Origin of the sequence: Pseudomonas sp. 2725 (assembly GCF_050434585.1) — a bacterium.
Lineage (GTDB): Bacteria > Pseudomonadota > Gammaproteobacteria > Pseudomonadales > Pseudomonadaceae > Aquipseudomonas > Aquipseudomonas jessenii.
This window is the reverse complement of record NZ_JBNDIV010000007.1, coordinates 322,026-347,602: the sequence shown is the minus strand read 5'-3', so window position 1 is coordinate 347,602 and position 25,577 is coordinate 322,026. Positions and strand designations below refer to the sequence as shown.

25 protein-coding genes are annotated in these 25,577 nt (G+C 60.2%); 12 read left to right on the top strand and 13 right to left on the bottom strand.

What is annotated here, in order from left to right; genetic code table 11:
• The first annotated feature begins 327 nt into the window (after positions 1–327).
• The 7 genes from ABIE16_RS21645 to ABIE16_RS21615 all read left to right on the top strand — a co-directional run bounded on the left by ABIE16_RS21645 (position 328) and on the right by ABIE16_RS21615 (position 5,621).
• The gene (locus tag ABIE16_RS21645) at positions 328–798 is read left to right on the top strand and encodes a hypothetical protein (protein ID WP_057712211.1); all 471 of its coding nucleotides are present in this window, start codon (positions 328–330) and stop codon (positions 796–798) included.
• A gap of 172 nt (positions 799–970) precedes the next feature.
• Complete coding sequence (locus ABIE16_RS21640; protein WP_057712212.1) at positions 971–1,603, top strand: TetR family transcriptional regulator; 633 nt, start codon at positions 971–973, stop codon at positions 1,601–1,603.
• A 285-nt stretch (positions 1,604–1,888) separates the two neighbouring features.
• Positions 1,889–2,389, top strand: a complete 501-nt coding sequence (ureE, locus tag ABIE16_RS21635) for an urease accessory protein UreE (RefSeq protein WP_057712213.1) — start codon at positions 1,889–1,891, stop codon at positions 2,387–2,389.
• Positions 2,386–3,060, top strand: a complete 675-nt coding sequence (locus ABIE16_RS21630; protein ID WP_429521889.1) for an urease accessory protein UreF — start codon at positions 2,386–2,388, stop codon at positions 3,058–3,060. The genes ureE and ABIE16_RS21630 overlap by 4 nt, the downstream gene beginning before the upstream one ends.
• A gap of 23 nt (positions 3,061–3,083) precedes the next feature.
• Complete coding sequence (ureG, locus tag ABIE16_RS21625; RefSeq protein ID WP_090452850.1) at positions 3,084–3,698, top strand: urease accessory protein UreG; 615 nt, start codon at positions 3,084–3,086, stop codon at positions 3,696–3,698.
• A gap of 29 nt (positions 3,699–3,727) precedes the next feature.
• Positions 3,728–4,300, top strand: coding sequence for a HupE/UreJ family protein (locus tag ABIE16_RS21620; RefSeq protein WP_150813599.1), 573 nt, complete (start codon positions 3,728–3,730; stop codon positions 4,298–4,300).
• 187 nt (positions 4,301–4,487) lie between these two features.
• Complete coding sequence (locus tag ABIE16_RS21615) at positions 4,488–5,621, top strand: AGE family epimerase/isomerase (protein ID WP_429521888.1); 1,134 nt, start codon at positions 4,488–4,490, stop codon at positions 5,619–5,621.
• Between the two features lie 23 nt (positions 5,622–5,644).
• Here the strand turns inward: ABIE16_RS21615 and ABIE16_RS21610 are convergent, their stop codons facing one another.
• From ABIE16_RS21610 to amaB, 10 genes are all read right to left on the bottom strand, one after another.
• On the bottom strand, positions 5,645–6,550 hold the full coding sequence (locus ABIE16_RS21610) for a cation diffusion facilitator family transporter (protein ID WP_154861115.1): 906 nt from the start codon (positions 6,548–6,550) through the stop codon (positions 5,645–5,647).
• Positions 6,551–6,722: 172 nt separating this feature from the next.
• A complete protein-coding gene (locus ABIE16_RS21605; RefSeq protein ID WP_150813602.1) occupies positions 6,723–7,493 on the bottom strand; it encodes an SDR family oxidoreductase in 771 nt (256 codons plus the stop codon).
• Positions 7,494–7,790: 297 nt separating this feature from the next.
• The gene (locus ABIE16_RS21600) at positions 7,791–8,039 is read right to left on the bottom strand and encodes a hypothetical protein (RefSeq protein ID WP_057712219.1); all 249 of its coding nucleotides are present in this window, start codon (positions 8,037–8,039) and stop codon (positions 7,791–7,793) included.
• Between the two features lie 293 nt (positions 8,040–8,332).
• A complete protein-coding gene (locus tag ABIE16_RS21595; protein WP_057712220.1) occupies positions 8,333–9,049 on the bottom strand; it encodes an ABC transporter ATP-binding protein in 717 nt (238 codons plus the stop codon).
• Positions 9,046–9,918: an ABC transporter ATP-binding protein gene (locus tag ABIE16_RS21590; RefSeq protein ID WP_095945441.1), complete on the bottom strand. Its 873-nt coding sequence runs from the start codon at positions 9,916–9,918 to the stop codon at positions 9,046–9,048. Before ABIE16_RS21590 ends, ABIE16_RS21595 begins: the two co-directional genes overlap by 4 nt.
• Positions 9,915–11,198 carry a high-affinity branched-chain amino acid ABC transporter permease LivM gene (gene livM / locus ABIE16_RS21585; protein ID WP_218495179.1) on the bottom strand — a complete coding sequence of 428 codons (1,284 nt, stop codon included), beginning with the start codon at positions 11,196–11,198 and terminating at the stop codon, positions 9,915–9,917. The genes ABIE16_RS21590 and livM overlap by 4 nt, the downstream gene beginning before the upstream one ends.
• A 3-nt stretch (positions 11,199–11,201) precedes the next feature.
• Positions 11,202–12,116, bottom strand: a complete 915-nt coding sequence (locus ABIE16_RS21580; protein WP_007979705.1) for an ABC transporter permease subunit — start codon at positions 12,114–12,116, stop codon at positions 11,202–11,204.
• 240 nt (positions 12,117–12,356) lie between these two features.
• On the bottom strand, positions 12,357–13,490 hold the full coding sequence (locus tag ABIE16_RS21575; RefSeq protein WP_008048115.1) for an ABC transporter substrate-binding protein: 1,134 nt from the start codon (positions 13,488–13,490) through the stop codon (positions 12,357–12,359).
• A gap of 362 nt (positions 13,491–13,852) precedes the next feature.
• Complete coding sequence (gene amaA, locus ABIE16_RS21570) at positions 13,853–15,136, bottom strand: L-pipecolate oxidase (RefSeq protein ID WP_429521887.1); 1,284 nt, start codon at positions 15,134–15,136, stop codon at positions 13,853–13,855.
• A gap of 154 nt (positions 15,137–15,290) precedes the next feature.
• On the bottom strand, positions 15,291–16,781 hold the full coding sequence (amaB, locus tag ABIE16_RS21565) for an L-piperidine-6-carboxylate dehydrogenase (protein WP_102669255.1): 1,491 nt from the start codon (positions 16,779–16,781) through the stop codon (positions 15,291–15,293).
• A gap of 174 nt (positions 16,782–16,955) precedes the next feature.
• On the opposite strand from amaB, the gene ABIE16_RS21560 reads away from it, so the two are divergent.
• The 3 genes from ABIE16_RS21560 to nadE all read left to right on the top strand — a co-directional run bounded on the left by ABIE16_RS21560 (position 16,956) and on the right by nadE (position 20,181).
• Positions 16,956–17,867 (top strand): LysR family transcriptional regulator, encoded by a 912-nt coding sequence (locus ABIE16_RS21560; RefSeq protein ID WP_429521886.1) that lies wholly within the window; start codon positions 16,956–16,958, stop codon positions 17,865–17,867.
• A 255-nt stretch (positions 17,868–18,122) separates the two neighbouring features.
• Positions 18,123–19,349 (top strand): nicotinate phosphoribosyltransferase, encoded by a 1,227-nt coding sequence (pncB, locus tag ABIE16_RS21555; protein ID WP_057712226.1) that lies wholly within the window; start codon positions 18,123–18,125, stop codon positions 19,347–19,349.
• 4 nt (positions 19,350–19,353) lie between these two features.
• Positions 19,354–20,181: an ammonia-dependent NAD(+) synthetase gene (nadE, locus tag ABIE16_RS21550; protein WP_090452833.1), complete on the top strand. Its 828-nt coding sequence runs from the start codon at positions 19,354–19,356 to the stop codon at positions 20,179–20,181.
• Between the two features lie 174 nt (positions 20,182–20,355).
• On the opposite strand, the gene azu is transcribed toward nadE, so the two are convergent.
• Entirely contained in the window at positions 20,356–20,802 is a 447-nt protein-coding gene (gene azu / locus ABIE16_RS21545) for an azurin (protein ID WP_057712228.1), read from the bottom strand.
• 344 nt (positions 20,803–21,146) lie between these two features.
• Between azu and ABIE16_RS21540 the strand changes: the two genes are divergently transcribed.
• Together ABIE16_RS21540 and ABIE16_RS21535 are read left to right on the top strand one after the other, a co-directional pair.
• On the top strand, positions 21,147–21,734 hold the full coding sequence (locus tag ABIE16_RS21540) for a TIGR00730 family Rossman fold protein (RefSeq protein ID WP_429521885.1): 588 nt from the start codon (positions 21,147–21,149) through the stop codon (positions 21,732–21,734).
• Between the two features lie 68 nt (positions 21,735–21,802).
• Positions 21,803–21,982: a hypothetical protein gene (locus ABIE16_RS21535; protein WP_057712230.1), complete on the top strand. Its 180-nt coding sequence runs from the start codon at positions 21,803–21,805 to the stop codon at positions 21,980–21,982.
• A gap of 213 nt (positions 21,983–22,195) precedes the next feature.
• On the opposite strand, the gene ABIE16_RS21530 is transcribed toward ABIE16_RS21535, so the two are convergent.
• Together ABIE16_RS21530 and ABIE16_RS21525 are read right to left on the bottom strand one after the other, a co-directional pair.
• Positions 22,196–23,086 carry a transglutaminase family protein gene (locus ABIE16_RS21530; protein ID WP_102669263.1) on the bottom strand — a complete coding sequence of 297 codons (891 nt, stop codon included), beginning with the start codon at positions 23,084–23,086 and terminating at the stop codon, positions 22,196–22,198.
• Complete coding sequence (locus ABIE16_RS21525) at positions 23,086–25,572, bottom strand: circularly permuted type 2 ATP-grasp protein (RefSeq protein WP_429521884.1); 2,487 nt, start codon at positions 25,570–25,572, stop codon at positions 23,086–23,088. Before ABIE16_RS21525 ends, ABIE16_RS21530 begins: the two co-directional genes overlap by 1 nt.
• Positions 25,573–25,577 lie beyond the last annotated feature (5 nt).

Genomic DNA, 25,577 nt, shown 5'->3' with positions numbered 1-25,577 from the left:
CCGCAAACGGCTCGCCATGCAAACTACGACTGATAAAAACCCGACAGGTTTAATCGGTAGACCGATTTCGCCGATTTCGCCCAGTCCAATACTGACCAGTCGGTCGACCTGCGTTACCGGACCTGCACTTTTGCACAACACAGGTGGGTCGAAAACACCCACAAAAGTGCAAGACAACTCGCCGGAAACGCCCGGCCTAGGGCCTCCGCAGCAAACAATCAATTCCGTTGATTATTACCATTGCGTTTATGAACTTTCATATCGATTTATCGAGAGTAGCATTGCTCTCGTACCCACTTATTCGCACCCCCACGGAGCAAAACAATCATGAAACGCCAACTACTGCTTAGCCTTACACTTTCGATGCTGGCCAGCACTGCCTTTGCCCTGCCAGCAGCTGACCAGGCCACCCCACAAGTGAAACAAGACCACTCGGTGTTCAGCCAGACCGTCGCCGCCGATGGTTCCGACCGCACCCCACAAGGCCAGACCCTTGCCGAAGGCGGTAATGATCGCCTGAAAGAAAAAGGCCTGATTACTCAGGATGGCTCGGACCGTACTCCACAGGGCCAAACCCTGGCTGCCGATGGTTCCGATCGTACCCCACAAGGCCAGACCCTTGCCGCTGACGGTTCGGATCGCACCCCACAAGGTCAAACCCTGGCTGCTGATGGTTCCGACCGTACTCCACAAGGCCAGACCCTTGCCGCCGACGGTTCGGATCGCACTCCACAAGGTCAAACCCTTGCTGAAGGCGGTGGTGACCGCGTGATCGAACGCAACAGCGCCGTGAGCTAAGCTCCATGGCCGCCTTGAAAAAAAGCCCAATCCCCGGATTGGGCTTTTGAATTTTCATAGGCCCGCTTGATAGATTCCACACATCCCCGCGTGATCCCCCCACAGTCGTTCGACGCCGGCAAAGCCGATTTGCTAGAGTGCGCCGCGTCCCTGTCCAGAAAACGCCCTTGCGATGCTGCCCCGCGCCGAACAGAAACAACAAACCCGTAACGCCCTGATGGACGCTGCCCGGCGCCTGATGGATGGCGGCCGAGGATTCGGCAGCCTGAGCCTGCGCGAAGTCGCGAAAACCGCCGGCATCGTACCGACCGGTTTCTACCGCCATTTTGCCGATATGGATGAATTGGGCCTGGTACTGGTCAGCGAAGTCGGCCAGACATTCCGCGAAACCATTCGCCTGGTACGACACAACGAATTCGTGATGGGCGGCATCATCGATGCCTCGGTGCGGATCTTTCTCGACGTGGTTAGCGCCAACCGTTCGCAGTTCCTGTTTCTTGCCCGTGAGCAGTACGGCGGTTCAGTGCCGGTGCGCCAGGCCATCGGCCGTTTGCGTGAAAACATCAGCTCGGACCTGGCGGCGGATTTGTCACTGATGCCGAAACTGCAGCATCTGGACATCGCCGACCTGAGCGTCATGGCGGATCTGATCGTCAAGAGCGTGTTCGCCACCCTGCCGGACATCATCGATCCGCCAGCCGAAGCCTTGCCAGAGCACCTCACGCCCCAGGCGAAAATCACCCAGCAGTTGCGGTTTATCTTTATCGGCCTCAAGCATTGGCAAGGGCTCGGCAGCACTGAGTAACTTTCTGTGGATGAAATCCCTGTGGGAGCGAGCTTGCTCGCGATGAGGGCATGACATCCACCATCGATGTGACAGTTCCACCGCCATCGCGAGCAAGCTCGCTCCCACATTAAACCTCGCCGCTTTAACTTGGTGCGCAAACCAAAAACAACGCACCAACTTCAACCAAAATACTCACTCCATCGATACCAGTCCTACGCCTCCGTCAGGCATTTCCTACACATCATGTCGATTGGCAAGCCCCTTGCTCTAGCCTGAACATTGTCCATTGCTGGAAGCCTTCCGATGCTGGTGATTCATCGCAGAATCGACCCTCAACCCGTTTGGGCCGCCGAACTGCACCTGACGTTCGAAGCCCGCAGCAAAAGCCGATTGCGCTGTTTCAGTGCCGAGGGTGAAGACGTCGGGTTGTTTTTGGAGCGCGGCCAGCCGCCGTTGCGTGACGGCGAATGCCTGCAAGCCGAAGACGGGCGAATCGTGCGCGTCTGCGCCCGTCCCGAACAACTGCTGCATGTCACCTGCGCCAATGCCTTCGAACTGACCCGCGCGGCCTATCACCTGGGCAACCGCCATGTCGCCCTGCAAGTCGGCGACGGCTGGTTGCGCCTGCTCGACGACTACGTGCTCAAGGCCATGCTCGAACAACTCGGTGCCGTTGCCGTGAACATCGAGGCGCCATTCCAGCCGGAACATGGCGCCTATGGCGGTGGCCATCACCACTCGCGTCACGGCGATGAAGACTTCAACTACGCGCCGAAACTGCACCAGTTCGGCGTACGCACATGAACCCGGCCTGGGCGCTGTTGCGCCTGGCCAGTCCGCAATTGCCGATTGGCGGCTACAGCTACTCCCAGGGCCTTGAAATGGCTGTGGATAACGGCCGTGTTCACGACCCCGACAGTGCGCGACGCTGGATCAGCGATCAGTTGCTGCTGAATCTGGCACGCTTCGAAGCACCCTTGCTGCTCGCCCATTGCGTGGCCGCCAGCGAGGAAAACTGGGACGAATTGCTGCAACGCTGCGAGGAACACCGCACCAGCCGCGAAACCCGCGAGCTGCATCAGGAGAGCCGGCAGATGGGCTACTCGTTGCAGCAATTGCTCAATGGCTTGCCGGAGCTCGACGCCCCCGCCCGCGCCTTCCTCGAACAGCGCAGCGAGCCACATCTAGCCCTGGGTTGGGCGTTGGCCGCGCGCGCCTGGCAGATCAGCCCGCAGGACGCCCTGGCCGCATGGCTCTGGAGCTGGCTGGAAAACCAGTTGGCGGTGCTGATGAAGACCTTGCCCCTGGGTCAGCAAGCCGCTCAACGCCTGACCAGCGAACTGTTGCCGCTGCTTCAACAAGCTCAACAGAACGCCACTCGAATCGATCCCGATCATTACGGCAGCGCCGCTTTCGGCCTGTCCCTGGCGTGTATGGCCCACGAGCGCCAGTACAGCCGTCTGTTCCGTTCCTAGGGCCATTTACTTTGGAGAATCACATGAACGCACAACCCCTGCGCGTCGGTATCGGCGGCCCGGTCGGCTCCGGCAAAACCGCCCTGACCCTGGCCCTGTGCCTGGCCCTGCGCGAGCGTTACAACCTGGCCGTCGTGACCAACGACATCTACACCCGCGAAGACGCAGATTTTCTGGTGCGCAACGAAGCCCTGGCACCGGAGCGCATCATCGGCGTGGAAACCGGTGGCTGCCCGCACACGGCCATCCGCGAAGACGCCTCGATCAACCTCGAAGCCGTGGATCAGCTCAACCGCCGTTTTCCGGGGCTGGACCTGATTCTCGTGGAGTCCGGTGGCGACAACCTCTCCGCGACCTTCAGCCCGGAACTGTCCGACCTGACCATCTACGTGATCGACGTCTCGGCCGGCGACAAGCTGCCACGCAAGGGCGGGCCGGGAATCTGCAAATCCGACCTGCTGGTGATCAACAAGATCGACCTGGCACCTCTGGTCGGCGCCTCGCTGGAGATGATGAACAGCGACACCCAACGCATGCGCAACGGCAAACCCTTTGTCTTCAGCAATCAGAAAACCGGCCTGGGCCTGGAAGAGATCATTGCCTTCATCGAACGCCAGGGTTTGCTGACCGCGGCCTGATCACGACTTATCAACAAGGAAGCTTATCCATGACACTCAAACGCATTCTCGCCGCCCTGGCCCTGCTGCTGACTCCGGCCCTCGCCTTCGCCCATCCGGGACACGGCGACAACGGCTTGATTGCCGGTATCAGCCACCCACTTGGCGGTCTCGATCACTTGCTGGCAATGCTCGCGGTCGGCCTGTGGGCAGCACAGCAGCAAGGCGCCGCACGCTGGGCGCTGCCATGTGCCTTTGTCGGCACTATGTTGATTGGCGGGCTGTTGGGTTTTGAAGGATTGAACCTGCCGGCACTGGAGAGCGGGATTGCCGCTTCCGTGTTGGCTTTGGGGCTGGCGGTTGCCCTGGCAGTGCGTCCACCGTTGGTGATGGCGGTGGGTGCGACTGCGTTGTTTGCGCTGTTTCATGGTGTCGCGCACGGGCTGGAACTGCCGGAAATGTCGAGCCCCTGGACCTACGCCGCAGGCTTTGTTGCGGCGACGGCGGTGTTGCACGCGGCGGGTTATGCGCTGGTGCGGGTGTTGCCGCAGGCCGCAGCGCCCCTGGTGCGACTGGCGGGCGCGGCTTCGGCGGCGACTGGCGTGTGGTTGCTGGCAGGTTGACTCTCTGGTGTCTGACCCGGCCTCTTCGCGGGCAAGCCCGCTCCCACATTGGAATGCGTACACCTGTGGGAGCGGGCTTGCCCCGGGCGGCGTTCCGACGAAGGCGGCCTGACAGACACAGCCTCTCTCAGGCCAGCCTCTCTGCTAACATGTCGCGCAATCGCCCCTGCCGTGACGACGCCAGCCAATGCCGCCTGTTTCCCGCTCTGCCTCTCAGCCTGAATTGACCGCCCTGTTCGCCTCGGTGCAACAGCATTTCCTGAACGTCATCGTGCCGCTCTGGCAAGGTCCGGGCTGGAACGCCGATATGGCGTTGCCTTATGAGGCGCTGGATGCCAAACACCAACCGCTGCCACCGCAACGCTACCGGGCCATGGCCTGTGCGCGGCAGTTGTATCTGTTTGCCAGCCTGATCGGTCAGATACCGGGCGCCGAAGAGCGTGCCGCCGCGTTGTTCCGCTCCTTGCAGCGGCACTTCCACGATGCCGAGCACGGCGGCTGGTTCTACAGTGTCGATGCACAAGGTGCGCCGCTGGATCAGCGCAAGGATCTCTACACCCACGCCTTCATCCTGTTCGCCTGCGCCCATTACTGGGACAAGGTCCGCGAGCCGCTGGTGGAGTCGGTGCTCAATGCCTCGCTGGAAGTGGTCGCGCAGCGTTTCGCCACGGACGACGGTCTGTACGAAGCCACGCTCGACCGCGACTGGGCATCGCTGGACAGCGGCCCTTTGCAAAACCCGCTGATGCACCTGGCCGAAGCTTTCCTCGCCACCCTGTCGGTGCGTGAAGACCTCGACGTGCAACAGGCGCTCGTCGGGTTATGCACAGCCATGCACGCGCGCTTTATCGATCCGCAGCACGGCGTGTTGATGGAAAAACCGCTGGGGTCTGTAGATAACTGGTTTGAACCGGGGCATCAGTTCGAGTGGTATTTCCTGTTGGAATCTTCGGCACTGTTGCGCAATTCGACGCTGCATGCCGATCTGGAGCGGGCCTTCGCCTTTACCGAGCAAGTGGGCGTTGATCAGCAGACTGGCGCCGTGCGGGCGATGCTCGATTTCGCAGCCGATGGCGGTACCCGGGACGCCACGCAACGCATCTGGGCCCAGGCCGAGTACCTACGTGCATTAACGCTGCGCCCGGACAGCGAAGCGGCTGTACTGCGTCAATTGCAGGCATTGCAGCAGCGCTCGCTGCATGACGGCGGCTGGTACGAGTGCCGTGACGAGCACGGAGAAGTCAGCCGCCGCGACATGCCGTCGACCACGCCTTATCACCTGGCGACCTGTTATCGCGGGTTGGCGCAGTATCTCGGCTGACTGAGTGGCAAGAGGAAATCCAATCACTCAATCCACTTGCGGTCCCCGGTAAAGCTGATGGTCAGCCATCGTGCGGCATCCGGCTCGCCAAGCTTCGTGGAGATTTCCTCGCGCAAACTGTCCAGTTGCCCCACACCGTCCAGCCAGTAATCCTTCGGCAATACGATGTGAATCTCGATAAAACAGGCCCTGCCGTGTTTCTGCACGTAGGAAATGTAATCGTCGAAACCATGCTCGGCCTTCGCCACTTCCATCACCTGACGCACCTTGTCGTCCAGTTGATCCGGGACGATCCCCAGCACATCGCGCAAGGCCGGCCCGAGGATTTTGAACGCTGGGGGGAGCATGCCCAAGGCCAGCAGAATCAGGATCATCGGGTCGACATACACCGCCCACTTGTCGTACCCCTGAGTCTTGAGCAGCAGTGCGATCAGGAAACTCACCAGCAGTCCCGCCGACAGCATCGCGTCCACCAGCCAACTGATGTTGTCGAACTGGATCAGCGATGAGTTGAGCGTGCGATTGCGTTGGCGGACGTAGAAGAAATAAATGAGCTCAACGACAGTGAAGAAGGCCGCGTAGAAAATCACCAGGCCGAGTTCGACTTCGCGGCCACCACTGATGATGCCGAACACTCCGTTGAGAAAGGCATAAACGGCCACCAGGAATATGAAACTGCCTTCGATCACCAGCACCATGGGCTCCAGGTGCCAGGAACCGAACTGAAAGCGCTGGTTGCTTTCCTTGGCGATCAGGCGGGCGGTGATCAGCATCAGGACCTTGATGAAGGCCGCGATCAACGAAAAGAAGCCATCGAACAGGATGGATTGGGCGCCCGAAACAAAACCGGTGATGATCCCGGCGAATGTCACGGCGAGCATCAGGAAGGTCGATTGTTTGAGCAGCGCCTGCTCGCCTCGATTACTCACTTGATCTCCTCGGATACCTCTAGACCGCCGGGTGCGGCGGATTGCTTGAGGGAGGAGTCTAGCTGATGTCCGGATTTATCCGCTCCGGCCCCTTCGCGAGCAAGCCCGCTCCCACATTGGATCGCGGTCTAATGTGGGAGCGGGCTTGCTCGCGAAGAACGATGACTCGGTATTAAGCCTTGCCACCACTGCGATCAATAGCAAACCCAGCCCAGGTCTGGCTCACCGGCATCAGCTCCAGGCTGTTGATGTTGATGTGCGCCGGGGCATTGAGCACCCAGAAGATTGTCTCGGCGATGTCTTGCGGCTGAATCGGCTCGGCGCCAGCGTAAGTGGCGTTGTAGCGCTCCTGGTCACCGGCAAAACGCACCAGCGAGAACTCGCTCTCGCACAGGCCCGGCTCGATGTTGCTGACCCGCACGCCCGTGCCTTGCAGGTCGCAGCGCAGGTTCACGGAGAACTGTTTGACGAACGCCTTGGTCGCGCCATACACATGGCTGCCCGGGTACGGGTAGTTGCCGGCGATGGACCCCAGGTTGACGATACCGGCACCTCGACCGTGGGCAATCAGGCGCGGCAACAGCAGACGGGTGCTGTACATCAGGCCTTTGACGTTGGTATCGACCATGGTGTCCCAATCGTCCAGGTCGCACTTGGGCGCCGGATCAACCCCCAGGGCCAGCCCGGCGTTGTTGATCAACCCGCGCAGTTTTGCAAAGGATGGCGGCAGATTGGCAATCGCCTCCTCCATGGCCTTGCGATCACGCACATCGAGCACCAGGCCATGGACTTCGGTCTGCTTCGACAGCTCGGCGCACAACGCATTGAGGCGCTCTTCACGACGGCCAGTCAGCACCAGTTTCCAGCCGGCCTCGGCAAAACGACGGGCACAGGCTTCACCAAAACCGGAGGTCGCGCCGGTAATAAACAGGGTGTTGGACATCGTGTTCTCCTTGCTTCGGCTGATCGCCAGCCATTGGAATAGAAAATCAGCAGGCAGCATGCCCGGCCTTGTTCACAGCGGCAACCACCGTTCAATCTGTTCAAAAAACGCTCAATCCCGGCAACCCCTTGAACAGCGTGGCCTACAGCCATGTGCGCGCACGTTATCCACAGGCCGGTCCACAGTCTTTGGGGGCAAGTGGAAAAGCTGCAAGCCGCTATCCACAAGGCTTTGCGCGGAGTTTTGAAACTTTTTTGCTTGACCCTCAACCGCCTGCTGTGTAGCCCTTGGCCATTTTCATGACTGACGGGTCAAACCGGCGATGGCGCCAAGCCAGTAACCACGGCCTTCAGCCGAGTCTTTCCAGAGTTTAGTCACAGACTTATCCACAGGCTTGTCCACGCCGATTCCATGCATTTTCATCCCGAACAAAAAGGTTGACAAAGACGCCTGCAAGCTGCGCAAAAACACCTGATCAAAAAACAACCACACCTCTGCAAGCCACGGTTTAAAAGGCCTGCAGCCAGCTACTCCCACGTTATTCACAGCCGGTTCCACAGCAAACGGGGACAAGTCAAAACCGTGGCAAAACAACTATTTGCAGCGTCTTTATGTCGCGCTTTGCGAGCTTTGGAATATTGTTTTCCACAATTTCCCAGAGGCATGCCAAAAACCTGTGGGAGCGAGCTTGCTCGCGATGACTGCGGCACAACTTGCATCGTGGAGACTGACACACCTCTATCGCGCGCAAGCTCGCTCCCACAGGGTTCAGTGGTGTTTTGAAGATGTAAAAAAGCCCCGGCGATTGCGCGCCGGGGCTTGTGCATAACAAAGCAGACTCAGTGCCCGCCGAGATAGGCGCTACGCACATCCTCGTTGACCAACAACTCCTTGCCGGTGCCGGTCATGCGGATTTCGCCGTTGACCATCACGTAAGCCCGGTCAGACAACCGCAGGGCGTGGTTGGCGTTTTGCTCCACCAGGAAGATGGTCATGCCGGTCTTGGCCAGTTCACGCAGGGTGGCGAAGATCTGCTTCACCACGATCGGCGCCAGGCCCAGGCTTGGCTCATCGAGCAGCAACAACTTGGGCCGGCTCATCAGAGCCCGGGCGATGGCGAGCATCTGCTGCTCGCCGCCGGACATGGTCATCGCCCGCTGGGTACGCCGCTCTTCAAGCCTGGGGAACAGCTCGAACATGCGCTGCATATCCTCCTTGGCGTACTTGTCACCGATAGGGATGGTGCCCATCAGCAGGTTCTCCTCGACAGTCATGTCGGGGAACACCCGCCGCCCTTCCGGCGATTGCGCAATGCCGTTGGAGGCGATGTAGTGGGACGACTTGTGGGTAATGTCCACGCCCTGATAGAGGATCTGCCCGTCCGCCGCCCTTGGCTGGCCGAAGATCGACATCAGCAGGGTCGACTTGCCGGCACCATTGGAGCCGATCAGGCTGACGGTTTCCCCTTCGTTGATGTGCAGCGAGACACCTTTAAGGGCCTGGATCGGCCCGTAAAACACGTCCAGTTCCTTGAGCTCGAGGATGGGTTTACTCATACCACCTCCTCTTCTTCCGCGCCCAGATAAGCGGCAATCACTTTCGGGTCGTTGCGGATGTCGTCGGGGCCACCCTCGGCGATGACGATGCCGTGGTCCAGCACCACAATGTGGTCGGAGATACTCATAACCATGCCCATGTCGTGTTCGATCAGCACCACGGTCAGATCGTGCTCGTCGCGCAGCAGCCGGATCATCGCGCTCAGCGCTTCGGTTTCCTGAGGGTTGAGGCCGGCGGCCGGTTCGTCGAGGCAGATGATCTGCGGACGGGTGCACATGGCCCGGGCGATTTCCAGGCGGCGTTGCTGACCGTAGGACAGCTCACCGGCCAGGCGGTTGGCGCAGTCCACCAGATCCACCACTTCCAGCCAGTAGAACGCGTGGTCCAGCGCATCGCTTTCGGCCTTGCGATAGCCCTTGGTGTTGAGGATGCCGGCGAGCATGCTGCGATTGACCCACATGTGCTGAGCCACCAGCAGGTTTTCCAGCACCGACATTTCCTTGAACAGGCGAATGTTCTGGAAGGTCCGCGCCAGGCCGGCGCGGTTCACCAGGTGAGTGCCGCCGAACGCCTTGTAGAACAGCCGACTGGCGAAGGATTTCGGCGAAACGAAATCGGTTGGCTTGAACGACTCACCCAGCAACTTGATGACGTTGGTCTGTTGCCCACGAATGTTGAGTTCGATCTTGCCGCCGGAGGCTTTGTAGAAACCGGTCAGGCAGTTGAACACCGTGGTCTTGCCGGCGCCGTTAGGACCGATCAGGGCGAAGATCGAGTTGCGGTGTACTTTCAGGCTGACATCGCTCAACGCCTTGATGCCGCCGAAGTGCATCATCAGCTTTTCTACACTGAGTACGACTTCGCTCATGGCGCTACTCCTTTACGCGGGGTCACACCGGTACGGCTGATCCGAATCAGGCCGCGCGGTCGCCAGATCATCATCAACACCATCAGGATGCCGAACAGCAGCACGCGGTACTCGGCGAAGCCACGCAGCAGTTCCGGGGCGACGGTCAGCACGAACGCTGCAATCACCACGCCTATGGTCGAACCCATGCCACCGAGTACCACGATGGCGAGGATCAGCGCCGATTCGAAGAAGGTGAACGAGGTCGGGTTGACGAAGCCCTGGTAGGTGGCGAAGAACACCCCGGCCAGACCGGCCGTCGAGGCGCCGATGGTGAACGCCGAGAGCTTGACCAGCACGTGGTTCAGACCCATGGAGCGGCAGGCGATTTCGTCTTCGCGCAGGGCTTCCCAGGCGCGGCCGACCGGCATGCGGGTCAGGCGATGCTTGATGTGCAGCACGGCCAGGACCACCAGGAACAACACGGCGTAGATGAAGTAGTACTTCACGTCAGGGTTGTAGGCGATGCCGAAGAACTCATGGAACGGCACCCCGCCCTCTTTCGCCCTTTTTCCGAACTCGATGCCGAAGAAAGTGGGCAACGGCGCTGCCATGCCATTCGGGCCGCCGGTCAGGGACAGCCAGTTATTGAGGATCAACCGAATGATTTCACCGAAGCCCAGGGTCACGATCGCCAGGTAGTCACCGTGCAGGCGCAGCACCGGGAAACCGAGGATGCAACCGGCCAGTCCGGCGGTAATCGCCGCCAACGGCAACACCGTCCAGAAGCCCAGCCCAAGATATTGATAACCGAGCGCCAGGCCATAGGCACCGATGGCGTAGAACGCCACGTAACCAAGGTCGAGCAGGCCGGCCAGGCCGACCACGATGTTCAGCCCCAGCCCCAGCAGCACGTAGATCAGCCCGAGGATGACCACGCCCAACAGGTACGAGTTGGAGAAAAACGGGAACACCACCGCGATAACAATCATCAGCGGGATGATCCAGCGCAGCCGGGATTTGTAATCAGGCGGCAGTACATGGACCCCGGACCCGGTGGTTTCAAAACCCTCGAGGATTCTCAGGCCCTTGGGGGTTTGCAGGAACAGGCTAAGGGCAAAGCGACCGGCCATGACGATGGCGACAATCCAGGCCACCCGGCTCGTTTCCATATTGAAGCCATAGCCATCGAGGACTACGCCGACAATCGGGCCGAATACAATCAGGGCCACCAGGCCGGCAAGAATCGCGTCAACCAGGCTTCTTTTGAGATCAATGGTTTTTTTAGTGGTTGAAGACATCGCTTACACCTTCGACACAAGAGGACGGCCGAGCAGGCCTTGGGGCCGAAAGACCAGAACGAGAACGAGCAGCGAGAAGCTGAAAACGTCTTTGTAGTCCGAGTTCACCAGACCGGAAAACAGCGACTCGGAAATCCCGAGAATGATCCCGCCGAGCATCGCGCCGGGCAGTGAACCAATCCCGCCGAGCACCGCGGCAGTGAACGCCTTGATCCCGATGATGAAGCCGGCATAGAAGTCGAATGTGCCGTAGTTCATGGTGATCAGCACGCCGGCCAGGGCCGCCATCGCTGCACCGATGATGAACACATAGGAAATCACCCGATCGGTGTTGATCCCCAGGATCGAAGCCATCTTGCGGTCTTGCTGGGTTGCACGGCACATGCGGCCGAGCTTGGTGTACTTGATGACGTAGGTCAGCAGGCCCATCCCGACGAACGCTGCGACCAGAATGAAGACCTTGGTGTAGGTCAACTGAACGAAACCGGTACCGATATCAACGCGCCAGGCACCCGAGAGCAAAGTCGGAACGCCTTGTTGCTTCGCGCCCTGGGAGATCTGTGCGTAGTTTTGCAGGATCAGAGAGATACCGATCGCACTGATCAGCGGGGCGAGTCGAGTGGAGTTACGCAGGGGTTTGTAGGCGACACGCTCGATGACCCAGCCATACACCGCCGTGACGACGATGGTGAAGATCAGTGTGCCAAGCATCAGCAGCGGGAAAGATTCGATACCGAAGTAAGCCAGCAGAGCCAGACTGATTGCCGCGAGGTAAGCGGAAATCATGTAAACCTCGCCGTGGGCGAAGTTGATCATGCCGATGATGCCATAGACCATTGTGTAGCCGATGGCGATCAGGCCATAGACCGACCCGAGGGTCAGGCCGTTGACCAGTTGCTGCAGGAAAATACCATCCATAACGCAATCTCACGCAATGAGAACCTGCACATGTGGCTGTGCGGTTCCTCTAAGGAAAATACAGATATACGTCGGAGCAATGTCAGCCACGATCAGGCAGGCCACCACGGCCCCCTGTAGGAGCGAGCTTGCTCGCGATTGCGGTTTAACATTCAACGAATGAGTTGCCTGCCAGTCCGTCATCGCGAGCAAGCTCGCTCCCACAGGGGAACCGTGGGGTTCACCCAATTGAGTCAGCCCTTACTTCTGTTTTTCCAGCTGGTGGTATTTGCCATCCTTGTCCCACTGGTAAACCACGTAGTCGGAGATTTTCAGGTCGCCCTTGCTGTCCCAGGTCTTCTCGCCCATGACGGTCTTGACCGGGTTCTTCTTCAGCCATGCAGCCGCTTCTTCGCCCTTGTTGGACTTGGCGCCGTTGAAGGCTGCTGCCAGGGTCTGGACCGAAGCGTAGGCGTACAGGGTGTAGCCTTCAGGCTCGGTACCGGCCTTGCGGAAGGCGTCGACCACGGTCTTGCTGTCTGGCAGCAGGCGTGGGTCGGCGCCGAAGGTCATCAGCACGCCGTCAACGAATTGCGGGCCGCCAGCGGTGGTCACCAGTTCGTCGGTCACGATGCCGTCGTCGGACATGAACTTGACGTCCTTGAGGCCTTGTTCACGCAGTTGACGCACCAGAGGACCGGCTTCCGGGTGCAGACCACCGAAGTAGACGACGTCAGCGCCGGCACCGCGGATCTTGGTCACGATGGTGCTGAAGTCTTTCTCGCCACGGGTCAGGCCTTCATACAGCACAGGCGTTACGCCGCGCTTGACCAGTTGAGCCTTGGTAGCATCCGCCAGGCCCTGGCCGTAGGTGTCCTTGTCGTGCAGCACGACAACTTTCTTGCCCTTGAGCACGTCGACGATGTAGTCGCCGGCCACGATGCCTTGCTGGTCGTCACGCCCGCACATACGGAACATGGCGCTCAGGCCGCGCTCGGTAACGGCTGGGTTGGTGGAACCCGGGGTGATGGCGATGATGCCCGCCTCGTCGTAGATCTCGGAGGCCGGAATGGTCGAGGAGGAACAGAAGTGACCGACTACGCCGGCGACTTTCTGGTTGGTCAGGTCCTTGGCGACCGTCACAGCCTGTTTCGGCTCGCAGGCGTCATCGCCCTTGACCAGTACGATTTTTTCCCCGTTAACCCCGCCAGCCGCGTTGACCGCATCGGCCGCGGCCTGTGCACCCTTCATGTACTGTTCGCCAAATGCCGCGTTGGCGCCCGTCATTGGTCCCGCTACGCCGATCTTGATGTCAGCCTGAGCAAACGCAGAAACACCCAGCGCAGTTGCCACTGCGAGGGCCAGAAAGCCTTTCTTGTAAAACGTCTGGGACATGAGGTGGTGCTCCATGGTTTTTTTAATTGGCACTGCGACTTCACTGAATGCTCAGAGCAAGGGCCGTGCCATCGGTTTTTTATTCTGAAAAAAGTCGCTGCTTTCTTGTTATTTCGACTGTTTCGGTCCCATTTTCATTGGGCGTGCAACCGTCTAAACCGCGGAAGGTAAAACCATTTTTTATTTGAGGCGCAACCCGACTGCGCCATCATTGCAACCGCGGCTTTAAACAACGTGCAACCAGCCTGTAACAACGTGCGTCACCGAAGTGCACACTGCTGGTGCGGAACTGCTACAACCCGCACCACTACAGGCTAGCTGCAGATCGAAAAAGCGCCGCCTCCCACTGCAAAAATCAACATTCAGATCACGATCCGCAGGCACTGGCCCGCGTGATACAGCGAGAATCCCGCCTCATACAGATAGCTGCGCAACCCCACCCCGGCCAATGGCTGCATGGGTGCAAAGGGAATCGGTAGCGCTTGAGGATTTCCGTTACACAGGTAATCGGCAAAGGCCTTGCCGACCACCGTACCCGTGGTCACGCCCCGGCCGTTGTAACCGGTGACTGCCACCAAACCGGGCGCCGGTTCGAACAGGCGCATCAAATGATCGGGGGTGAAGGCGATGCAACCGGTCCAGGTGCACTCCCATTCCACCGGTTTGAGGTACGGGAAATAGTGTTGCTGCACGCGGTCGGCCCAGGCCTTGAGGAACCAGGCCGGTTTCTGATTGCCATTACCGAGACTGCCAAGCAGCAGGCGACCGTCTTTGTCTCGACGGATACTGCTGAGCACTTGGCGGGTGTCCCAGGAACCCTGGCCACCGGGCAGAATTTGTCGGGCGGCTTCTTCGGTCAGCGGCACCGAGGCCACCTGATAGTAATAACCGGGGAAGAAATTGCGCCGCAGCTCCGTCCAGTCGCCTTCGGTGTAGGCATTGGAGGCAATCACCACTTTCTCGGCCATGACCGAGCCCTGGGCAGTCTGTACTGACCAGCGCTGCCCCTGACGTTCGAGTCGGGTGACCGGGGAATGATCGAACAATTGACCGCCCAGGCCGATGGCCGCTTTGGCCAGCCCCGTGGTGTAGGCCATCGGGTTGAGTGTGCCGGCGCGGCGATCGAGCAATGCCGCGGCGATCTTTTTCGTGCCGGTGGCTTGCTCGCAGGCCTGACCGGTGAGCAGCTCTACGGGCGCACCGCGACGTTTCCATTGTTCTTCACGACTGCGCAAGTCGGCCTCGCCACGGGCGTTATGCGCCATGTGCAGCGTACCTTCGCGGCGCAACTGGCAATCGATGTTGTACTTGTCCACAAGGCTGAACACCAGGGAAGGCGCCGCCCCCAGCATGCGGTTGAGCTGGCTGCCAACCGCCTCGCCAAACCCGGCTTCGATCTCGTCCGGGGGAATCCACATCCCGGCGTTGACCAACCCGACGTTGCGCCCTGAGCCACCGTGACCGGCGCGATGGGCCTCCAGCACGCAAACAGTCTTGCCTTGCTCCAGCAGATGCACCGCCGCCGACAAACCGGTAAACCCGGCGCCGATGACGCAGACATCCACCGTGACCTCACCCTTGAGGGCCGAATTGTCCGGCCTTTGCGGCGTCAGTTTTTCCCACAGACACTCTTCGCGTAACGGCATTGCCAGACTCCAAGCAGAAACCTAACAAACACATACTTCAAATGTGGGAGCGGGCTTGCTCGCGAAAAACGTCAGGGCAACACGGTTATGCAGCAAACACGCGTTATCGTTGACGTCCATCGCGAGCAAGCTCGCTCCTACAGGAAGGCACCTGTCAATCGAACGTGATGCCCTGCGCCAACGGCAACTCCAGCGAATAGTTCACGGTGTTGGTCTGGCGGCGCATGTAGCCGCGCCATGCGTCGGAGCCGGACTCACGACCGCCGCCGGTTTCTTTCTCGCCACCAAACGCGCCGCCGATTTCCGCGCCGCTCGGGCCGATGTTGACGTTGGCAATGCCGCAGTCGCTGCCTACCGCCGACATGAACTGCTCGGCTTCACGCACGTCGGTGGTGAAGATGCAGGAGGACAGGCCTTGTGGCACGGCGTTGTTCAGGCGCAGGGCTTCCTGGAAATCGCTGTAGCCGACCACGTACAGGATTGGAGCGAAGGTTTCGTGGCAGACCACATCGCTTTGCTCCGGCATTTCGACGATAGCCGGCGACACGTAATAGGCATTCGGGAACTTGTCTTGCAGCTGACGCTCACCGCCAAACACCCGGCCGCCCTCACTCAAGGCCTGCTCCAGCGCATCCTGCATATTGTCGAAGCTTTGTTTGTCGATCAGCGGGCCGATCAGGTTGCCTTCCAGCGGATGGCCGATACGCACTTTCGAGTACGCGGCTTTCAAGCGGGTGACGATTTCTTCTTTCACCGACTCATGGGCGATCAGGCGACGCAGGGTGGTGCAGCGCTGACCGGCGGTGCCGACGGCGCTGAACAGAATCGCGCGAACGGCCATGTCCAGATCGGCGCTTGGGCCGAGGATCATCGCGTTGTTGCCACCCAGTTCGAGGATGCTGCGGGCAAAACGCGCGGCGATTTTCGGCGCCACTTCACGGCCCATGCGGGTGCTGCCAGTGGCGCTGACCAGCGCGACACGCGGATCATCGACCAGGGCTTCGCCGGCATCGCGACCACCAATAATCACCTGGCTCAGGTGCGGTGGTGCATCGCTGAAGTTCTTCAGCACGCGATCGAACAGCGCCTGGCAAGCCAGTGCGGTCAGTGGCGTCTTTTCCGACGGCTTCCAGATCACCGGGTTGCCGCAGACCAGCGCCAGCGTGGCGTTCCAGGCCCAGACCGCCACCGGGAAGTTGAACGCACTGATCACCCCGACAACGCCCAGCGGGTGCCAGGTTTCGCGCATGTGGTGGCCAGGACGCTCGGAGGCGATGGTCAGGCCGTACAACTGACGGGACAGGCCGACGGCGAAGTCGCAGATGTCGATCATTTCCTGAACTTCACCCAGGCCTTCCTGGGTGATCTTGCCGGCCTCCCAGGACACCAGCTCGCCGAGGTCGGCCTTGTATTCACGCAGGATGTCACCCAGTTGCCGCACCAGCTCGCCACGGCGCGGTGCCGGAACCTTGCGCCACAGTTCGAACGCATGATCTGCGCGACTGATGTGTTGCTCGACTTCAGCAGCGCCTTCCCAGTTGACGGCGGCGATCCTGCTGCCATCGATCGGCGAATGCACCGGCACTTTGCCGTTCTGGTACAGGGCCGGGTTCACACCTAGACGATCAAGCAATGCGGCAACCATGGGTCACTCCTCAAGCAAAAGACAGAACACGTGCAGCCGGAAAATCACGGCTGATCAGACCTGTAGTTTTAGCTGCCCGGAGGTTACTCAACAAACGACCTTTAAGAGAGATATCATTCCGTTTATTCATGCTGTGCATTGCTGGCAATAAGAAACAAGAACCAAGGACCGCCCATGCTGAATAAACGCTACTTGCCATCGATCGCTGCATTGCAGTGCTTCGAGGCCGTCACCCGGCATTTGAGCTTCACCCGGGCCGCCGAAGAGTTGAACCTGACCCAAAGCGCCGTGAGCAAACAGGTCGCGCAACTCGAAGAGCTGTTGCAGCACCTGCTGTTTCGCCGGGTGCGCCGCCGCCTGCAGATGACGCCGGCTGGCGATCTGTACCTGGTTGAGGTGCGAAAAATCCTCACGCAGGTCGAGATGTCGACCCATTACCTGCGCTCCTACGGTGGCGAAACGGAAGTCCTGCGGGTTTCGACGCCCCCCACTTTCGGTGCGCGCTGGCTGGTGCCGCGCCTGAAAGGCTGGCGCCTGCGGCATCCGTCGATCCATCTGGACCTGTGCAGCGAGCAGGAAGCCGACGACCTGCTGCAAGGTCGCAGCGACCTGGCGTTCTACTTCGGCCAGGGCTCACGGCCCGGCACCGAATGCCTGAAGCTGTTCGGCGAAGAGCTGGTGCCGGTGTGCGCCCCGGGCAGCCTGCCGGACGCACCGTTTACCGATCCGACACAGCTGACGGACCTGGTCCTGCTGCAAAACGCCTCCCGCCCCCAGGCCTGGCATGACTGGTTCGACCATCAGGGCTACCACACCGAGCACAGCTACCACGGACCGCGCTTCGAAACCTTTTACATGTGCATCCGCGCCGCCCAGGTCGGCTGCGGCGTGGCGCTGTTACCCCGTTTTCTGGTGGAAGAGGAACTGGCCGACGGCAAGCTGGTCATTCCCTGGCAGCATGCAATGCCCAGCAGCGATGCCTATTACCTTGCGTACCCGGAGCACTCGGCGGAAGTGCCCAAGGTGCGGGACTTTGTGAAGTGGATGCTGGAGCAGATCGATAGCCCGGAGGCGGTACAGCACTAACGTCTTGCACTTTCCCTGTGGCGAGGGGGCTTGCCCCCGTTGGGTTGCGCAGCAACCCCAAAACTTTTGTAACTCCGTAGCTAGAGCTAGAGCTATTGCGACTGCTGCGCAGCCGAACGGGGGCAAGCCCCCTCGCCACAAAAGCTCACACCTACAGGGATCTGCTGCGGTCAAAAAACTGCTGGCAATTCTGCCCTCTGATATGCGCCACTAGCGCCACTGATCAATACCGCTGCAACGCCGGAGATTCCCGTTATGAGCGAGAGTGTGTTTGCCGATCGCATCGTGCAGAACCTGCTCGACACCGACTTCTACAAGCTGACGATGATGCAGGCGGTGCTGCACAACTACCCGAACGTCGAAGTCGAATGGGAGTTTCGTTGCCGTAACAGCGAGGACTTGCGCCCGTACCTGGCGGAAATCCGATTCCAGATCGAGCGTCTGGCCGAACTGAGCCTGAGCGCCGACCAGTTGAGCTTTCTGGAACGCATCAGCTTCCTGAAGCCGGACTTCCTGCGCTTTCTCGGGTTGTTTCGCTTCAACCTGCGTTACATCCACACCGGCCTCGAAAACGGTGAACTGTTTATCCGCCTGCGGGGCCCCTGGCTGCATGTGATCCTGTTCGAAGTGCCGCTGCTGGCGCTAGTCAGCGAAGTGCGCAACCGCTATCGCTACCGCGAAGTCGTGCTGGAACAGGCCCGCGAGCAGCTCTACCGCAAGTTCGACTGGCTGAGCGCCAACGCCAGCAGCGACGAATTGTCCGAATTGCAGGTGGCCGATTTCGGCACCCGTCGTCGCTTTTCCTACCGCGTGCAGGAAGAAGTGGTGAATGTGCTCAAGCACGATTTCCCCGGACGCTTCGTCGGCACCAGCAACGTTCACCTGTCCCGGGAGCTGGACATGAAACCCCTGGGCACCATGGCCCACGAATGGATCATGGCGCACCAGCAACTTGGCCCGCGGCTGATCGACAGCCAGATCGCCGCACTCGATTGCTGGGTCCGTGAATACCGTGGCCTGCTGGGGATTGCCCTGACCGACTGCATCACCATTGATGCCTTCCTCGGCGATTTCGATCTGTTTTTCGCCAAGCTTTTCGACGGTTTGCGCCACGACTCAGGCGATCCGGTGGTTTGGGCGGAAAAAGCCATCGCCCACTATCACAGGCTCGGCATCGACCCGATGAGCAAGACGCTGACTTTCTCCGACAGCCTGACCCTGCCCAAGGCTCTGGAGATATTCCGGGCGCTGCGCGGTCGGATCAATGTCAGCTTCGGCATCGGTACCAACCTGACGTGTGATATTCCGGGTGTCGAACCGATGAGCATCGTGCTTAAAATGACCGCCTGCAACGGCCAGCCGGTGGCGAAGATCTCCGACGAGCCAGGCAAGACGCACTGTAAAGACCCGAATTTCGTCGCTTACCTGCGACACGTTTTCCAGGTTCCTGCCGCCCTTTCAAGTACATCAAGCAAGGAGTGAATTCATGCAAGCCGTACAGCGTGAGATTGCTGAACAGCTCAAGGTCCAGCCGCCATTCGCCGACGAAGCCGCCCTTGAGGCCGAAGTCGCCCGGCGGGTGACCTTCATTCAGGACTGCCTGGTCAATTCCGGGCTCAAGACCCTGGTACTGGGCATCAGTGGTGGTGTCGACTCCCTCACCGCCGGCCTGCTGGCCCAACGGGCCGTCCGTGAACTGCGCCAGCGCAGCGGTGATGCCGCCTACAAATTCATCGCCGTGCGCCTGCCATACGAAACCCAGTTCGATGAACACGACGCCCAGGCTTCAGTGGATTTCATCAAGCCGGACGAGCGCCATACCGTGAACATCGGTCCGGCGGTCAAATCCCTGGCCAATGAAGTGGCGGCCTTCGAAGGCAAACATGCGGTGTCGGTGGACTTCGTGCTCGGCAACACCAAGGCGCGCATGCGCATGGTCGCCCAGTACACCATCGCCGGCGCGGCCCATGGCCTGGTGATCGGCACCGATCACGCGGCGGAAGCGGTGATGGGTTTCTTCACCAAGTTCGGTGACGGCGCCTGCGACCTGGCGCCACTGAGTGGCCTGGTGAAAAATCAGGTCCGCGCCATCGCCCGCAGCTTCGGCGCGCCGGAGTCGCTGGTGGAGAAAGTCCCGACCGCCGATCTGGAGGACCTGTCGCCCGGCAAACCGGACGAAGCGTCACACGGCGTGACCTATGCCGAGATCGATGCGTTCCTGCACGGCAACCCGGTGCGTGAAGAGGCGTTCAAGATCATTGTTGATACCTACAACAAGACCCATCACAAGCGGGTGATGCCGTTTGCGCCTTGAGGCGTGAGTGAATGAAAAAGCCCGCTGAGGAGTGATCCCCAGCGGGCTTTTCTTTGGCCAAAACATGCGTTGATGCTTCTGGCCACTTCGCAAGCAAGCCCGCTCCCACAGGTACGGTGGTGGGCCTGTGGGAGCGTGGCTTGCCCGCGATGAACGATAACGCGGTGGTCAGTCTTACTTCAGGGTCACGGTGCCTTTCATCATCGAGATGTGGCCCGGGAACGAGCAGAAGAAACCGTATTTTTCATTGGCGTCGAGCTTCGACACGTCGAAGGTCACCGAATCGGTTTCCTTGGCGCCGATGATCTTGGTGTGGGCGATCACGCGGGCATCGCCTTCCTTCAGGTAGTTCTTGTCGATGCCGGCGCTCAGGCCGTCGGTGGCGATCGGCTGCATGTCGGCTTCTTTACTCAGCACCCAGTTATGGCCCATGACGTTCTTCGGCAAGCTGCCGGAATGCTTGAGTTCCACGGTAAACGTCTTGCAGCTCTTGTCGATTTCAATAGCCTTCGTGTCGAAAGACATCTGGTCGGTGGAGTCGACGGTGACTTTGCACTCTGCAGCCATCAATTGGCTGCTGGCCAGTGTCAACAGGGATACCGCAACAAGTTTGGCAAACATGGTGAATCTCCAAGGCAGGGTTAAGGAAATCGCGAATAAACAGAAGACTGCCTGAAAACTTCGCAAGTTCATATGACTTGAATCAAAAATTGTATACAACTTTCGCGCTATGGCACCGATGCGAAATATCTACCGGCCAAGTGTCTGGTCCGGGCCTATCATCAGGCCGTCCCCCTTCAAATGGAATGTCTGTCATGTCGATCAACAGCTTGTTGTGCAGTTTGCTGGCCGCCTACGCCTGCGGCGCCAGCGGCACGTACGAAACCCCAGAACACCAAGTCTAGCCCTTGGAGTGCCGTGCGCCTGCCTTTACTCTGTGGCCCTGATCGACCAAGGAGCAAGGCATGTCTTTAACATCCGTTTGTGTATTTTGTGGTGCCAGCACCGGCACCAACCCGGCTTACCGCGAAGCAGCCGTGGCCCTTGGCCGGGCGTTGGCCGAGCGCAAGCTGACCCTGGTGTATGGTGGTGGCGCCGTGGGCTTGATGGGCATCGTCGCCGATGCGGCCCTGGCGGCCGGCGGTGAAGTGATCGGCATCATCCCGCAAAGCCTCAAGGACAAGGAAATCGGCCACAGCGGCCTGACTCGCCTGGAAGTCGTCGATGGCATGCACGCGCGCAAGGCGCGGATGGCCGAGCTCAGCGATGCCTTTATCGCACTACCCGGCGGCCTTGGCACCCTCGAAGAGCTGTTCGAAGTCTGGACCTGGGGCCAGCTCGGCTACCACGGCAAACCGCTGGGTTTGCTGGAAGTGAATGGTTTCTACAGCAAATTGACGTCTTTTCTTGATCACATCGTCGGCGAAGGCTTCGTTCGCGGGCAGCACCGTGACATGCTGCAAGTGAGCAAATCGTCGCAAACCCTGCTCGATGCTCTGGATGCCTGGCAACCGTCCATAGCGCCAAAATGGGCCGAGCAAAAACCCAGCTAACGGCTCGGCACCGATACAGGGCAGAATATGCGCCGCTCAACCTCACCTTCGACCCCAGAGGATCGCCCATGGCTAAACCTAATTATTCCTTCGCCAAACGTCAGAGAGACTTGGCCAAGGAGCAGAAGAAAGAGGAAAAGCTTCAGCGCAAGAAAGCTACAGCTGAAGAAGCGACACTGAACCCTGAGGGTGAAGTGGCGGCAGAAGACGATGTTGATGCACCGAAAGACTCGGCGCCCGACGCCTGAGAACCTCCGGGCCGGTTGATCTGATCCGGCCCACCGGATCTGTGTAAAGGGTTGGCAGCTTTGCTGCCGACCCACACAGGCCAATCGAATGACCCAAACACACCGTAATTCCCTGTGGGAGCGAGCTTGCTCGCGATGACGTCCGCACATCCAATATCAAATTGACTGACACACCGCTATCGCGAGCAAGCTCGCTCCCACAGTTGATCTTCGTTAATCCAGTGGCATCACCGTTACCCGAACTTCCGGGTCGTGGTTCCCTCCCCCCAGAATCACCCCCCGCAACGGCGACACATCGGAAAAATCCCGACCCCAGGCCAGGGTGATGTGCTCCAGTGCCGGTTGCACATTGTTGGTCGGATCGAAATCCACCCACCCCAGCACCGGGCAAAACACTGACACCCAGGCATGGGAGGCGTCGGCGCCGATCAGTCGTGGCTGGCCCGGCGGTGGCTGGGTCAGCAGGTAGCCGCTGATGTAGCGCGCGGCCAAGCCCCGGGAGCGTACGCAGGCGAGCATCAGGTGGGCAAAGTCCTGACATACCCCGCGCCGACGCTCCAACACTTCTACCAGCGGCGTCGCGACTTGGGTCGCTTCGGCGTCGAAGGTAAATTCGCTGAAGATTTTCTCCATCAAAGCCTGAACGCCGAGCAACAGCGGCCGCCCCGTCGGGAAGCAGCTCTCGGAAAATTCGACGAAGTTGCGCTTTAGATGCACGTAAGGTGATTCGAAGCGGTAACGGCAGGCTTCAAGCAATTCGGGCGACAGCGGCTGACTGCTGTAAGTCAGCGCGCTACGGGTGTCTTCCCATGCGGGTGAAAGATTGAAGTCCAGCACGGGCCGGGGAAGTACCTCGATCGTGAGGCTGGCATTGACCAGCAGCTCATCATGAGGACGTTCAAACGCCAGCCGGGTCAGCGGATTGCCGAATACATCCAGTTCATCGCGGCGCGAGGTCGGCTGCGGACTGATCTGCAATTGCCGGTCGGTGCAGCGCTGCCAGGCACAAGGCCGCGGCCACAAATGCGCCAATTGCTGGGCCAGGGACACCGGGCTGTCGTAGTGATAATGGGTGTCGTGGAAAATCTGGTAGTGAGCGCTCATCAGACGGACACCGTGCGCTGGCTGACATCATCGACATGAGCGAAATGCCGCAGCGCCAGGCGATCGGAAACCTGCCCGCTGGCGTCGGCGATCTCTTGCAGCAGCGCGGCCAGCCCCTCGATGGCAGCGCGAACACTCGCGTCGCCGAACAGCGGGTTTTCCAGGCAGCCCAGATCGAATCGCGCCAGACGCTCGACCAATTGCGGCAGCGCTGCTTCACGCGGCGCACCAAAGTCATCGTTGAGGCGTTTGAGTGTGCGGGTCACCAGTTTCAATTGGAACAACACGGCGTGAGGGTTCTGCTCATCGAGCAATAGCAGGTCGAGCACCGGGATCAGCTGCGCCACCGCCAGGTATCGAGAACGGTAAGTGATGCTGCTGTTGCCCAGTTCCAGCAACCACTCCAGCCCGGCCTGATCGAAAGCCCCGGCACCCCGCAGGAACGCCGCCAGGCTGCCGCTGAGAAATTGCAGGCGTTCGATTCGCCGACCAATCATCAGGAAACGCCAGCCTTCATCCCGGGTCATGTCGTCCAGGGCAAAGCCGGACAGCGCCGCCAGGGACATCACCAGACGATTGAGAAAATCCAGCAACTCACCGAAATCCGGCTCTTCGGTTTCCAGCTCCATGGCTTCGCGCTGCAACTCCACCAGCGCCTGCCAGTTTTCCCGCGAGAGCTTGCCGCGCACCTGCGAAGCAGCCCACTGCAAGCGTTGCAAGTTGGAACGCAGACTGAACGGCCAGTCATCGCCGAGCAGCGCCGCCAACAGGCGTTCCGGCAACTCGCCCTCATCGGGCAACAGCATCAGCCGCTCGCCGAGGTCCACCGCTGCCTGCAGGGCTTGCGGGTCGTCGCCGTCGACATAGCGCGCCAGCATGATGCGCAGCAAACGGGCGCTGTCGTCGCAACGCTCGCAATAACGACCGAACCAGAACAGGTTTTCCACCACCCGCGATGGCAGGTACGGATCGCGCCGCACCAGGTCATGCACACCGATGTTGCGTTGGGCCTTCCATTGTTCGCCGCTAGGCGCACGCTCACCCAACACCCAGGTGTCTTTACTGGCGCCGCCGCGCTGCATCGACACCACTTCGGCATCGGCTTGGGCGGCGACCCGGGTCAAGCCACCGGGCAGTACCCGATATCCCTCGCGGCTGGCCACTGCATACACGCGCATGCCGATGGCACGGGGTTGCAGTTGACCGTCTTCGGCTTGCCAGATCGGCGCCTGGGACAATTGCGCAAGCTCTTGCGCCACATAGGCATAAGGACGCGCCTGCATGCGCTCTGCGAGCTCCTTGCGCTGTTTATCACTCAAATCACGGCCAAATACCGGTGCAAAGCTCTGGGACGGAAACGCCGGCTTGATCAGCAACTCTGGAAGTTTCTCCAGGGCCTGGGCCAGAACCGGCGCTTCACCGCACCACCAGGTGGCGATGGACGGCAGGATCAGTTCTTCGCCAAACAGGAATTGATTGATCTTCGGCAGAAAACCCAACAAACCCGGCGATTCCAGCACACCGCTGCCGAGGGCGTTGGCCACCAGAACCCGCCCCTGCCGCACAGCCTCAAGCAGGCCAGGCACGCCGAGGGCGGAGTCGGTTCGCAGCTCCAGCGGATCGCAGAAGTCATCGTCGAGCCGGCGCATGATCGCGTGGACCCGACGCAGGCCACTCAGGGTCTTCAGGTAGACCGTGGCATCGCGCACCGTCAGGTCACCGCCCTCCACCAGCGGATAACCGAGCTGACGAGCCAGATACAGATGTTCAAAATAGCTTTCGTTGAAACGCCCCGGTGTCAGCAGCACCACCAACGGTGCGTCTCCGTCACTCGGGGCCTGACGGACCAGGGTTTCCTGCAAGGTGCGGAAGAAACCGGCCAGGTGCTGCACTTTCAGATCACGGTACAGCTCGGGAAAGGCCCGGGACACAATCGTGCGGTTTTCCAGCGCATACCCGGCTCCTGAAGGCGCCTGGGTACGATCCGCCGTCACCCACCAACGGCCATCGGGTGTGCGCGCCAGATCCACGGCATACAGATGCAGAAAGGCTCCGTCAGGCGGACTGATGCCCTGACAGGGCCAAAGGAAGTTGTTGTGACCGAACACCAGCTCGGCGGGCAGCAGACCTTCGGCGATCAGCCGTTGCGGACCGTAAAGGTCAGCCAGCACGACATTGAGCAACCGCGCCCTCTGAGCGATGCCGGCCGACAACTGTTGCCACTCCTCAGCCGCGATGACATGGGGCAGCAGGTCCAGCTCCCACGGCCGGTCCGCGCCCTTGGGGTCGGCATAGACGTTATAGGTAACGCCGTTTTCCTGAATCTGCCGGGTCAGCAGGGCCTGACGCTGCACCAGTTGTGCCGGCGTGCTGCGTTGCAACTGTTCGAACAGCCGGCGCCAGTGCGGGCGCACGGCGCCACTGTCGTCGAGCAGTTCGTGATAGGTGCCCGCCGTCAGCGGGTAGCGGTCTAGCAGGTCAGGCATGGAAA

Excerpts from the sequence above, each read along its gene's own strand:
- amaB (WP_102669255.1), bottom strand. The coding sequence starts at position 16,781 with ATGGTTGCCGCATTGCTTGATCGTCTAGGTGTGAACCCGGCCCTGTAC.
- ABIE16_RS21645 (WP_057712211.1), top strand. The coding sequence starts at position 328 with ATGAAACGCCAACTACTGCTTAGCCTTACACTTTCGATGCTGGCCAGC.
- ABIE16_RS21525 (WP_429521884.1), bottom strand. The coding sequence starts at position 25,572 with ATGCCTGACCTGCTAGACCGCTACCCGCTGACGGCGGGCACCTATCAC.
- ABIE16_RS21605 (WP_150813602.1), bottom strand. The coding sequence starts at position 7,493 with ATGTCCAACACCCTGTTTATTACCGGCGCGACCTCCGGTTTTGGTGAA.
- azu (WP_057712228.1), bottom strand. The coding sequence starts at position 20,802 with ATGTTTGCCAAACTTGTTGCGGTATCCCTGTTGACACTGGCCAGCAGC.
- ABIE16_RS21580 (WP_007979705.1), bottom strand. The coding sequence starts at position 12,116 with ATGGATGGTATTTTCCTGCAGCAACTGGTCAACGGCCTGACCCTCGGG.
- ABIE16_RS21630 (WP_429521889.1), top strand. The coding sequence starts at position 2,386 with ATGAACCCGGCCTGGGCGCTGTTGCGCCTGGCCAGTCCGCAATTGCCG.
- ABIE16_RS21640 (WP_057712212.1), top strand. The coding sequence starts at position 971 with ATGCTGCCCCGCGCCGAACAGAAACAACAAACCCGTAACGCCCTGATG.
- ABIE16_RS21620 (WP_150813599.1), top strand. The coding sequence starts at position 3,728 with ATGACACTCAAACGCATTCTCGCCGCCCTGGCCCTGCTGCTGACTCCG.
- livM (WP_218495179.1), bottom strand. The coding sequence starts at position 11,198 with ATGTCTTCAACCACTAAAAAAACCATTGATCTCAAAAGAAGCCTGGTT.
- ABIE16_RS21595 (WP_057712220.1), bottom strand. The coding sequence starts at position 9,049 with ATGAGTAAACCCATCCTCGAGCTCAAGGAACTGGACGTGTTTTACGGG.
- ABIE16_RS21535 (WP_057712230.1), top strand. The coding sequence starts at position 21,803 with ATGGCTAAACCTAATTATTCCTTCGCCAAACGTCAGAGAGACTTGGCC.
- ureG (WP_090452850.1), top strand. The coding sequence starts at position 3,084 with ATGAACGCACAACCCCTGCGCGTCGGTATCGGCGGCCCGGTCGGCTCC.
- ABIE16_RS21540 (WP_429521885.1), top strand. The coding sequence starts at position 21,147 with ATGTCTTTAACATCCGTTTGTGTATTTTGTGGTGCCAGCACCGGCACC.
- nadE (WP_090452833.1), top strand. The coding sequence starts at position 19,354 with ATGCAAGCCGTACAGCGTGAGATTGCTGAACAGCTCAAGGTCCAGCCG.
- ABIE16_RS21575 (WP_008048115.1), bottom strand. The coding sequence starts at position 13,490 with ATGTCCCAGACGTTTTACAAGAAAGGCTTTCTGGCCCTCGCAGTGGCA.
- ABIE16_RS21615 (WP_429521888.1), top strand. The coding sequence starts at position 4,488 with ATGCCGCCTGTTTCCCGCTCTGCCTCTCAGCCTGAATTGACCGCCCTG.
- ABIE16_RS21560 (WP_429521886.1), top strand. The coding sequence starts at position 16,956 with ATGCTGAATAAACGCTACTTGCCATCGATCGCTGCATTGCAGTGCTTC.
- pncB (WP_057712226.1), top strand. The coding sequence starts at position 18,123 with ATGAGCGAGAGTGTGTTTGCCGATCGCATCGTGCAGAACCTGCTCGAC.
- ureE (WP_057712213.1), top strand. The coding sequence starts at position 1,889 with ATGCTGGTGATTCATCGCAGAATCGACCCTCAACCCGTTTGGGCCGCC.
- ABIE16_RS21590 (WP_095945441.1), bottom strand. The coding sequence starts at position 9,918 with ATGAGCGAAGTCGTACTCAGTGTAGAAAAGCTGATGATGCACTTCGGC.
- ABIE16_RS21530 (WP_102669263.1), bottom strand. The coding sequence starts at position 23,086 with ATGAGCGCTCACTACCAGATTTTCCACGACACCCATTATCACTACGAC.
- amaA (WP_429521887.1), bottom strand. The coding sequence starts at position 15,136 with ATGCCGTTACGCGAAGAGTGTCTGTGGGAAAAACTGACGCCGCAAAGG.